We start from the raw sequence: 11,222 nt of genomic DNA, 5'->3' as shown, positions 1-11,222 counted from the left end.
CGTTTCCTGGGTTCTCGTTACCGGGATTGCCTACGGGTTTGTCATTGCCTGGATTACCATTGCCCGGATTACCATTGCCCGGATTACCGTTCCCTGGGTTTTCGTTACCGGGATTGCCAACAGGTTTGTCATTACCTGGATTGCCATTGCCTGGATTGCCGTTCCCTGGGTTTTCGTTACCGGGATTGCCTACGGGTTTGTCATTGCCTGGATTGCCATTACCGGGATTGCCGTTCCCTGGGTTCTCGTTCCCTGGATTGCCAACAGGTTTGTCATTACCTGGATTGCCATTGCCTGGATTGCCATTACCGGGATTACCGTTTCCTGGGTTCTCATTCCCTGGATTGCCAACAGGTTTGTCATTACCTGGATTGCCATTACCGGGATTACCGTTTCCTGGGTTCTCGTTCCCTGGATTGCCAACAGGTTTGTCATTTCCTGGGTTGCCATTACCGGGATTACCGTTCCCTGGATTGCCAACAGGTTTGTCATTTCCTGGGTTGCCATTACCGGGATTACCGTTCCCCGGATTATTGCCAGGATTGTTGTTACCGGGTTGAGTACCCGGTTGAGAATTGCTCCGTTTACCAGTATTTGAAACAACTTGTCCTGTGTCTGGGAAGTTCTCGATTGGAGAACGATCTCTCATCACATTGTTGTCAATGCGATCGCTGTTATGACGAGTCGAGGTATCACCAGAAGAAGTCGTTGTTGTTAAGATAGGAGGATTTTCAATGACACCCGCACCCGTTAATGGCTGCTGTGTTGCGACTGCCTCCGCCGTTTCTGCTTGAATGCTAGCAAGTGAAGGATCTAAGCTCGGTACACCATTTTTAAGAGTTAAATTTAGCCCCCGAACTAAATTGCTTGTTTCATAAAAAGTTCTTAGGTCAAAATCGTATAAACCCTGAAACCTCTCTTTAACTATAACTATGAGTTGCCCAGCTTTCAGCTTTTGATTTTGAGAAGCCTTCTTGTTCTGAACTTGAATACCGCTATTTGTTAATGCACCCACAATTGTGGTGTCTGTTTGTGGATCGTAGCGTACAAACAGTGCAGAACCGCGAATTGCGGCAGCAGCATTTGGTGTATTTACCCTTGTTTGCCCTTGTCCGGGTGGAATCAGCAGTAATGCCGTCCCGTTTGAAAGTTTTAAGTTTCGTGTTTGTGGTACGAACTGAAAGATAGCTTGCTGTCCGATTCGCGCTATGGAACCGTCATTGAAGCGCAATTCTGCCAAAGCAGCCCTACCAGTAGACAAGCCATCTCCAGGAATCATGGCATCTAACTTGCGTGCCTTTCGCTTCGGCTTGTTTTGTGGCATGAGTTGCACTAAATTCCGAAATTCCTGAATAACAGCCAGTGTCAGAGGAGTCACAGCACTTGCCTTCTGTGGTAAGGGTAAAACAACACTTCCCCATAAACTCATTACTAGCAGTAGCAACAACTTGCGGAACATAAGTTTGCAGCCTCGGGCATTTGTCATTGGTCATTTCTTATCGATCGGTGGTCATAATGTGAGGTAGGTTGACATTGAAACTTACGCATGACCCTGCGATAAATTGGGGATGGGGAGATCTGCAACGCGTGCAATTCTCAAAATACCGTTGAGGTTGCATAAGTCTCGGTCACATAACGTCTTGTCTATTTTCACCGACCTGTACTAGCGATTACTTACTAACTTTGCACCCCAAGTCAAATTATCTTTAGTTGCCAAAAATAAAACTTCAGGAGAATTACGGGTTTTTTATGAAGAATGCATAAAAACCGAGGGCTGAGGGCTGCCCTCTACCCTCTTCCTTGCTGCCTGATAAAATAAAAACTTAGGCTACATTTAGGTATCGGTTTTGGAAACTACAACTTGTCCCCGTTGCCATCAACCTGTTAACTCCCAATCTGTCACTTGTCCCCATTGTCGCGTCGAGTTAAAAGCTTACGGACATCCAGGGATTCCCCTGCACCGCGCCACTGGGGGGCAGTATCTCTGCGACACTTGTACGTACAATACTGATGACAGCTGCACTTATCCCCAGCGTCCTTACGCTCAAGAGTGCATTCTCTACCAAAATATAAATGAAAGGCAATTAGAGTTGGAGCAGCAGAAGCAATCTAACAGTTTTGGTACCACCGTTCAAAATTGGGTGAGACGCAATCAAGCTTTCCTACTGTTGCTGGCTTTATTGTTTATTTGTTTTCTTATTGTATTATCTAGGTCTTAACAGCGATCGGCGATCGGTTCCTTCCCGTTCTTATAAGTAGGGAATTTCAGTAATGAACCCCTTTTTCTGTAAATAAATTTAGAAAATTATATTCCATACGTAACGGATCGTTTTTCAGTTGCTATTTGTCATTTCTTATTGATTGTTTGTCATTTTTCACCGATCGCCGATCGCCAACCATGATATGTCACAAAATGATTACTATGTACGAGCCCCCCATCTCCCCCAAACCCCAAATCACAGGAGGTGATAAGAGGTGTTGATTTGTCCGGTTGGGCGATGAGCGCTCACAAATTTTTCTTCTTTTCTTTCTTTGCTGAAAAATTCAGCAAATATACAGTGTGATATATTAGGTGTTTACTTTTATCCTAGGTATTTAAGAGCCAACCAGAGTGCAGCATTACAGAATAGCCAACTCAACAGCGACCTGATTCGTTGAAGTTGACCGTGGCTAAAACTCTCCTCGAAGTAATTTGATTCGTCGATCGCGCATCCTCGTGCCAGACAGACGAATGAGTTGCATCGAATAACGCTCGAAAATGCCCTTTATATACGGTAATAAAGCAGACTGAAGTAGCTTTTCAAGGCAATAGCACCAAATGTATGTCAAAACTTCTTCAAACAGTATTCTTCATCTCAAGAAAAGACGTGGGAATCTAAGGAAGACCAATGCCAAAACATGAGAGGGAAAAAATACGCCACCTTTTGATTCTTAACGATCTGAAAGGACAGCGCACTATCCCCCTAAAGGAGGCAACATATTCTCTTGGGCGGGATTTAAGAAACGCTATTGTTCTTAGTTCTCGGTCGGTTTCCAGACAACACGCTATACTCTTGCGAGTCACTGTTCCACAAACTGACCAGTATTGTTTTCGGATTATTGATGGCAGTTTTAAGGGAAAGCGGAGTACTAACGGTCTGTTTGTAAATGGCACAAAATGTTTTTCGCACGATCTTCAACACGGCGATGTTATTGAGTTTGGTAGCAATCAAGCTCAAGCTAAGTACTACGTAGTTTCTAACTTATCTGAAGAAGCATTCTCTGAGTACTGTGAAGAAAAGGATATCTATAAACTCATATCAGAGCAAACAAGTTCTGCAAATCCTTTTGAAACCGTAATTGGTTCTTCCAATCAAATCCTTGAAGAAGCGACCGAGGTGGCTTTAGCCCGTTTGGCATCTTTTCCCGAACTGAATCCCAATCCGATTATTGAGACCGATTTACAAGGCAAGATAACTTATCTCAATCCAGCGGCTGCTTCTAAATTTCCCAATCTCAGAGACAGTCAAAACAATCATCCGATCGCCGCAGGGCTTTCTGCTATGGTCCAAAACTGGAAGGGGAAATCTTTTGTTCGGGAGGTAGAAGTGAACGGAGAAGTTTTTGAACAATCTATTCACTACTTACCTGAAAGCGATCTTATTAGAACTTTCATTACTAGAGATATTACCGAGCAAAAACAAGCAGAGGCAGAATTGCGCCAGCGCGATCGCTTATTGCAAGCCGTTGCAGAAGGTACCAATTATTTGCTAGCAGAATTAAACTATGAAATATCTATTGACAAAGCTTTAGCTACATTAGGTGAAGCCGCTAAAGTGGATCGGATTTTCTTATTCGAGAACCATTTGCATCCGCAAACTCAGGAAATAGCTGTGAGTTTGCAGTTTGAATGGACGCATTCCAACTTTGACTCTTTTCGCTCTCAGTGGCAAAATCTGCCTTACGATAGTTGCGGGCTGTATCGCTGGTATGAAGCTCTTTCTAGCGGACAATCTATTTCGGGATTGACAAAAGAATTTCCCGAAACCGAACAAGAACACCTCGTTCAAAGTGGCATTCAATCTTTGCTTCTAGTACCCCTGCGACTAGAAGACAAATTTTGGGGTTTTCTTGGATTAGCAGACTGTAGCTGCGATCGTTACTGGTCAAAGCATGAAGAATCTGCTCTCTTAACAATGGCAGCCAGTATTAGTGCAGCAAAACTCCGCCAGCAAGTAGAAGAAAAAATTCGCTACCAAGCACTGCACGATATGTTAACTGGTTTGCCAAATCGCTTGCTTTTTGACGAGATACTTTCCAAAACTCTACCCAATGCATCGCGGATTGGCGAAAGTTTAGCTGTGATGTTCCTTGATTTAGATCGTTTTAAAACTATCAATGATTCTTTAGGACACACACTAGGAGATCGACTTTTAATTGGTGTTGCTCAGAGACTCAGAGAGTCCTTAAGAGCAGGAGACACAGTTGCTCGTTGGGGAGGAGACGAATTCATCATTTTACTACCCCGAATTCGCTCTATTGATGAAGTTGTACTAGTCGCCCGGAGAATCCTGCAAGCTCTAGAAAACCCTTTCGAGCTTGACGGCAATGAACTATACATCAGTGGCAGTATTGGTATCGCCTTACTGAATAAAGACAGCCCCGATGCTGAAACTTTGGTAAAACACGCAGATGCAGCTTTGTATAAAGCAAAAGAACTCGGAAGAAACAATCACCAATTTTACGCTGCTTGTTTGGGCGCTAAAACGCCTAATGTTCTTACTTTAGAGAAAAGCTTGCGCCATGCCTTAGAACGGAAAGAACTAGTAGTATACTACCAACCGCGAGTTAATATCTTAACAGGGAAGATTACAGGAATGGAAGCTTTGATAAGGTGGCAGCACCCAGAAATGGGATTGGTCGCGCCTAATGTCTTCATTCCCCTTGCTGAAGAAAGTGGATTAATCATCCCCATTGGAGAATGGGTTTTGCGGACAGCTTGCCAGCAGAATAAAATTTGGCAAGAGGCGGGCTTACCTCCCGTCACCATGGCAGTGAATCTTTCCCTCAAACAATTCCGTCAGCCTCAATTGGTAGAAACAGTAGCGACGATCTTAAAACAGACGGAACTAGAGGCACAATTTTTAGAGTTAGAGATTACTGAATCGACCGCCATTGAAGATATTGATTTCACTAGGAACGTGCTACAGAAACTAGAGGAAATGGGAGTTCATCTTTCCATAGATGATTTTGGTACGGGTCATTCCTCTCTCTCCCGCCTGCAACTCTTACCACTTCACAACCTTAAAATTGATGGTTCTTTCGTGAAAAATTTAACAACAGATGTTAAAGTCACTCATATTATTAGGGCAATAGTCACTTTGGGACGCAATCTGGGCTTGAGATTAACCGCCGAAGGAGTAGAAAAAGAAGAGGAACTAGAGTTTTTGAAATCTGTCCACTGTGAGGATGTACAGGGATTCTTGTTCTACCGACCCCTTTCAGCTCAAAAAGTGACAGAAATTTTGCGGAATGGGGTTACGGGTTAGGGACAAGAGGGGGAGACATGGAAGAAAGTCCTCCTTGTCTCCCTTCTCCCGAGTTCATCAAGTAATCACAGTTGGCTTGTCCATTCCTGTCAAAGTACGGATTTGGGCAATTTCATCCGCTATAGCAATCAACTCTGCTAGAGCTTCTTGGGGATCTAGGTTCTGTTTTGCTAAGTTTGATTCGTAACTTTCTAGATAAACCCTTAAGGTTGCTCCCTGCGTACCCGTTCCAGAGAGACGGAAGACAATCCGCGAACCATCGGTGAAGCCAATGCGAACGCCCTGCTTCTGGCTGACACTGCCATCGATTGGATCTGTATAGCTGAAGTCGTCTCCGTATTCTACTTCATAAGCACCAAAACGCTTTCCTTTGAGGTTTGGTACGCTAGAACGCAAATTGGTTATGAGCGTGTTGGCGCGATCGCTATCCACTTCTTCATAATCATGGCGCGAGTAGTAATTGCGACCGTAGATTCTCCAGTGTTCTTTGACAATCTCCTCAACTGACTGTTGGCGAACTGCTAAAATATTCAGCCAGAACAAAACCGCCCACAACCCATCTTTTTCGCGAATGTGGTTGGAACCGGTACCAAAACTTTCTTCTCCACACAAGGTGGCTCGACCTGCATCTAGCAAGTTGCCAAAGAATTTCCAACCCGTTGGCGTTTCATAGCAATCTATGCCGAGATGTTTTGCCACCTTATCTGGTGCTTGACTTGTAGGCATAGAACGGGCAATTCCAGCAAGACCGGAACTATACCCTGGAACTAATTTAGCATTTGCTGCGAGTATTGCTAGGCTATCGCTAGGAGTCACAAAGAAGTTGCGACCGAGAATCATGTTGCGATCGCCATCTCCATCTGATGCTGCACCGAAATCAGGAGCATTGTCTCCAAACAGGATTTCCACTAGATCGTGAGCGTAGACTAAGTTAGGGTCTGGGTGTCCGCCGCCAAAATCTTCCAAAGGCTTGCCATTCTGCACTGTTCCTTTTGGTGCGCCCAAATGCTCCTCAAAAATCTTGTGAGCATAGGGACCCGTAACTGCGTGGAGTGAGTCCACACACATCCGGAATTGCCCGTTAGTTATTAGCGCCCGGATGCGGTCAAAATCAAATAAAGACTGCATTAATTCTGTATAATCTGTTACAGAATCAATCACCTGCACCACCATTTCACCTAATTTTGTTTCTCCTAATGTATCAATATCTACATCAGAAGCTTCCAAAATTTTATAACTATCGATCTCTTTAGTACGAGCATAGATAGCTTCTGTGACCTTTTCCGGTGCAGGACCGCCATTATCAATGTTATACTTTATGCCAAAATCCCCTTCTGGTCCGCCGGGGTTGTGGCTTGCAGAGAGAATAATCCCGCCAAAAGTGCCATACTTCCGAATAATAGCAGAGGTAGCCGGGGTAGAAAGAATACCGCCTTGACCGACCATCACTCTCCCAAAACCATTGGCGGATGCCATTTTGAGTATGGTTTGAATTGCCTGACGATTGTAGTAGCGACCATCGCCACCTAAAACCAGAGTTTGACCTTGATATCCTTGCAGACTATCAAATATGGATTGAACAAAGTTTTCCAAGTAATGAGGCTTTTGAAAGACAGTTACTTTCTTTCGCAACCCAGATGTACCTGGTTTCTGGTCGGTAAACGGCTGAGTGGGTGCTGTTTTAATAACCATAGCAATGTTAGAGTCAGAGATCGCCAAAGGACATGCTTTTTATCGTATCGCTACTTAATGCAGTTACATTCACTACAATTGAGATTCGGCAGATACGATTCAAAAATGTTATATTTTGGAACAAAAAGATAGTGCCGTACAGTCCCTGCCTTTAAATACTGGCAACCTTCACCGTCACAAACCCTTGCCGTGTAAAAATTTCAGCAAATTGTGGTAGAAACACATAGCTATTTTTATGTTAATCCTTTTAGTTGAAGATGACTTAGCTCAATTAGAACCTTTGCGAGCTGCACTTATTAAAGCAGGACATACTGTTGATGGTATAGAAGATGGAGAAACAGCCCAGTGGCTTTTATCTCAAAAAGATTATGACTTATTGATATTAGACTGGATGTTGCCAAAGGTAAGCGGTATCAATCTTTGCCAGGAATACCGACGGGCTGGAAAAACAGCTCCAGTATTAATGCTCACTGCCAAAGATAGTACTTCCGATAAAGTTTACGGTTTGGACTCTGGGGCTGACGATTACTTGGTCAAGCCAATAGATATTATAGAATTGTTAGCCCGAGTACGAGCATTACGAAGACGTTCTCCATTGTGGAATGGCGATCGCCTGACACTTGCAGATTTACATTTAGATTTAAACAATTTAACTATTGAGCGCAATCAAGCCAGTACCCAGTTATCCGGGCGCGAGTTTCAACTGATGGAGTATTTGATGCGCCATCCCCGCCAGATTCTATCCCACACTCAAATTGAACAAGCATTGTGGGGATGGGGGACAGAACCAGAAAGTAACGCAGTCACCACTTTGGTACGTCGGTTGCGACAGCGCTTGCAAATTATTGACGCTAAGGACTGGCTAGAAAGCGTCTATGGTGTGGGGTATCGCCTTAATGTTCCTGAAAATTAGAAAGATAAGAAAGATAAGAGAGCTTCTCCCTAGTCCCCCTAGTCCCCTTAGTCCCCCTATTATGTTTGCTCGCAGCCGTCGCAATCTTGCATATTTGTTCACCATATCGATGGGGAGTATTCTTGTCGCCTTTACTGCTATAGCTTATTACTTGGTTGTTCAACAGCAACTACAGGCTTTTGATGAAAGGCTTTACTCTACAAGTAAAACACTTGTCAGGGGTATACAATACCCCACATATAATCAACGATGGCAGTACAAGCAAAAAGAAGTTCCCATGTTTGGTGATACTTTACCACCCGTTAACAGTGATATTGTTTATGTACGTTTGTATAATTATGAGAAAGAACTGATATACGCGCCCGGTATCGCACGTTCGGTAAGACCGAGCGCGACTCCTGGTTTTCAAACCATCAAAATTACTAGCAACCGATCTAGAATAACTCCCTACCAAGAGTGGGTTCGAGAAATTACGTTACCTATTACACAGAATGAAAATGTAATTGGATACATTCAAGTCGCTGTTCCTCTAACACCTCTACGTCATAGCTTAAACAAGGCAAGGTTATTTTTGACACTAGGCGTTCCCGTAAGTTTAGCATTAGTAGGTATAACTGGGTGGTTTTTAGGAGGGCTTGCGATGCAACCCGCTCTTCGAGCCTACGAACAACTACAGCGCTTTACAGCGGATGCATCCCATGAATTGCGTGCTCCTGTTGCTGCTATTTTAAGTAATGCACAAGTGGCTCTCATGCCTCCACAAGATGAAGCAGAGCAGCTTTATCGTTTGGAAAATATCGTTGAGATTGCTAAATCAATGAGCTCTCTCATCAACAATCTATTGTTTCTCGCTCGCCAAGACAGACCCCTAGATATTACCAAACTCAAGACTATCGATATTGTTGAACTCCTACAAACACTGGCAAAAGAATATCAGAAACAAGCCACAGCACAAAATCTCAACTTTACCGTTCAACTACCCCAACAACCCGTATATCTTAAAGTGGATGCAGATTTATTAAAACAGGCTGTTGTCAATTTACTCAACAATGCCTTGAAATACACTCTTGAAGGGGGTATAGTAACGCTAAGGCTGCTGACACCACCCCATCGGGTTATTCTTCAGGTAGAAGATACCGGTATTGGTATTCCAGAAGAAGATTTATCCCATATTTTTGAACGGTTCTACCGAGTCGATACAGTGCGATCGCGTCAAACAGGTGGTTTTGGGTTAGGATTGGCAATTGCCCAGCAAATTGTACAAGCGCATCAAGGAAACCTCACAGTTAAGAGCATCTTCGGTCAAGGTTCCGTATTTGAGATAGAAATTCCGCTCAAAGGGAAGAGTTAGTGGTTAGTGATTGATGGTTAGTAGCTACTAACAACTATCCCAATTGACATTTTTTTGTCATACTTGCCCATCATACTAAAAAATAACAAGCAACTTAACCCAGAACTTAATACTCCCATGAACTATCAGCAACAAGACAACGAAGCAACGATCAAAAAAGCGTTCTTGCATACTGCACTCACCGCAGCAACAATTGCGAACTTTCTAGCTGTAGAGACTGTAAACGCTAGCACTCATCACGGCGGGAGTCAGTACAACAGTCGGCAAACTAAGAATAAAGGATAAACGATGAAGGATGAAGGATGAAGTATAGCGCATAAACCAATCGGAGGCTGAATATGTTTTGCTCGAAACTACATTGTTCAAGGATTTTCTGAAGGTTAGTAGCCCTTATTCAATCAGGGTCAAAATCTCAAGTTTTACCCTTTATCCTTTATCCTTCATACTTTTAAATGATTGCGTTCAACAATATCCAAAAAAAACCCTGGTTAAAAATTGCACTGATGGGTGCTTTAATTTGGCTTCCTACAGCCTGTGGAGTCCGCTCCAATAGTGTTGGGGAAATTATTGTCTCTCCATCGGTTGCACAAACGACAAACTCCAACCGAACTCTTGCAGATGTAGAAGCTCTAGTGAATTTAGGTCCAAGAGTCGCTGGTACACCAGTGATGGAAAAAGCTAGCTCTTACCTTGTGGATGAGTATCGTAAAGCAGGTTATGTAACAGAAGTTCAAACTTTTACTTATTCTAAGTTTCAAGATAATGGTTCTAATCTGACAATTAATGGAGAGACTATCAAGGGAATAGCGCTCAATGGCACAATCCCCGGAAACTTAAATGCTCCACTTATCGCAGTTCCTAACTTTGGACGAAAAGCTGATTTTGCCGCAGTTAATGTCACTGGAGCAATTGCCATCGTGCAACGCGGAGAAATTCGCTTCTCAGAAAAAGCAAAAAATGCCTTGGCGGCTGGAGCGGTGGGTTTAGTTATTGTCAATAATAAATCGGGCGATGTATATGGGAGCTTGGCAGAGGAAGTCAAAATTCCAGTGCTGGCGATTTCACGAGAGAAAGGCGATCGCATACTTCAACAAGTACAAAGAGTAGCACAAAATGCCAGTTTAAAAGTTGATGCTCAAAAGCGTAATGTTACCGGACGCAATGTTATTGCCCATCTTGAAGGCGTAACTCAACCAAAAATTCTTCTTGGTGCTCACTACGACTCCGTAGCTGGTTCACCGGGTGCAAACGATAATGCTTCAGGAACAGCAGTTTTATTATCTCTTGCTCGTAATATGTCAAAGACGCAAACTGCTCGTCAAGCCTGGTTTGTAGCTTTTGATGGCGAGGAAGATGGACTCCAAGGAGCGCGAGCTTTTGTCAAGACAGCCAAACCGCAGTTTCTTTCAGACTTAAAAGCCATGATGAACTTCGATATGGTTGGAGTTAACAATCAACTAGGTATTGGTGGTAGCTCTTCCCTAACAAAATTTGCCCAAAAAATGAAGCCAGGAATAAAAATCTTTGGTTCTAGCGATGGTAGCGACCATGCAGCGTTTGCTAGCAAAAATGTACCAATTCTTTTCTTCTACCGAGGACAAGAACCAAACTACCACACACCCAATGATAAGAAAGTCAATCCAAAATTACTAGACGAAACAACGCAAGCAGGTTTAGACATTATCCAACAAATTCTCAACGCAACAACTAGCAATTAGCCATTAGCAATTAGCAATTA

At 43.4% G+C, this 11,222-nt stretch carries 8 protein-coding genes; 6 read left to right on the top strand and 2 right to left on the bottom strand.

The annotated features are described in order from the left end of the window. Positions 1 to 1,486, bottom strand: a 1,486-nt coding sequence (locus tag AB0756_RS16420; RefSeq protein WP_408103997.1) for a FecR domain-containing protein, incomplete at its 3' end; no start/stop codon positions are given. Positions 1,487 to 1,847: 361 nt separating this feature from the next. Here AB0756_RS16420 and AB0756_RS16415 point away from each other — a divergent pair. Together AB0756_RS16415 and AB0756_RS16410 are read left to right on the top strand one after the other, a co-directional pair. Then, positions 1,848 to 2,219 (top strand): zinc ribbon domain-containing protein, encoded by a 372-nt coding sequence (locus AB0756_RS16415; protein WP_050046155.1) that lies wholly within the window; start codon positions 1,848 to 1,850, stop codon positions 2,217 to 2,219. Positions 2,220 to 2,888: 669 nt separating this feature from the next. Then, entirely contained in the window at positions 2,889 to 5,528 is a 2,640-nt protein-coding gene (locus AB0756_RS16410) for an EAL domain-containing protein (protein ID WP_038075026.1), read from the top strand. A gap of 57 nt (positions 5,529 to 5,585) precedes the next feature. Here AB0756_RS16410 and AB0756_RS16405 read toward each other — a convergent pair whose 3' ends face one another. Continuing rightward, the gene (locus AB0756_RS16405; RefSeq protein ID WP_038075024.1) at positions 5,586 to 7,220 is read right to left on the bottom strand and encodes an alpha-D-glucose phosphate-specific phosphoglucomutase; all 1,635 of its coding nucleotides are present in this window, start codon (positions 7,218 to 7,220) and stop codon (positions 5,586 to 5,588) included. A 235-nt stretch (positions 7,221 to 7,455) separates the two neighbouring features. On the opposite strand from AB0756_RS16405, the gene AB0756_RS16400 reads away from it, so the two are divergent. The 4 genes from AB0756_RS16400 to AB0756_RS16385 all read left to right on the top strand — a co-directional run bounded on the left by AB0756_RS16400 (position 7,456) and on the right by AB0756_RS16385 (position 11,202). Continuing rightward, positions 7,456 to 8,133, top strand: coding sequence for a response regulator transcription factor (locus AB0756_RS16400; RefSeq protein ID WP_038075021.1), 678 nt, complete (start codon positions 7,456 to 7,458; stop codon positions 8,131 to 8,133). A gap of 61 nt (positions 8,134 to 8,194) precedes the next feature. Continuing rightward, the gene (locus AB0756_RS16395) at positions 8,195 to 9,484 is read left to right on the top strand and encodes a sensor histidine kinase (protein ID WP_038075033.1); all 1,290 of its coding nucleotides are present in this window, start codon (positions 8,195 to 8,197) and stop codon (positions 9,482 to 9,484) included. 117 nt (positions 9,485 to 9,601) lie between these two features. Beyond that, on the top strand, positions 9,602 to 9,769 hold the full coding sequence (locus AB0756_RS16390; RefSeq protein WP_202048602.1) for a hypothetical protein: 168 nt from the start codon (positions 9,602 to 9,604) through the stop codon (positions 9,767 to 9,769). Positions 9,770 to 9,936: 167 nt separating this feature from the next. Continuing rightward, on the top strand, positions 9,937 to 11,202 hold the full coding sequence (locus AB0756_RS16385) for a M28 family peptidase (RefSeq protein ID WP_050046156.1): 1,266 nt from the start codon (positions 9,937 to 9,939) through the stop codon (positions 11,200 to 11,202). Positions 11,203 to 11,222: the final 20 nt, after the last annotated feature.

The organism is Tolypothrix campylonemoides VB511288_2, from assembly GCF_045999855.1.
Classification (GTDB): Bacteria; Cyanobacteriota; Cyanobacteriia; order Cyanobacteriales; family Nostocaceae; genus Scytonema; species Scytonema bouteillei_A.
Note: the sequence above shows the minus strand (reverse complement) of the source record. Positions and strands in the feature narration are given on the sequence as shown.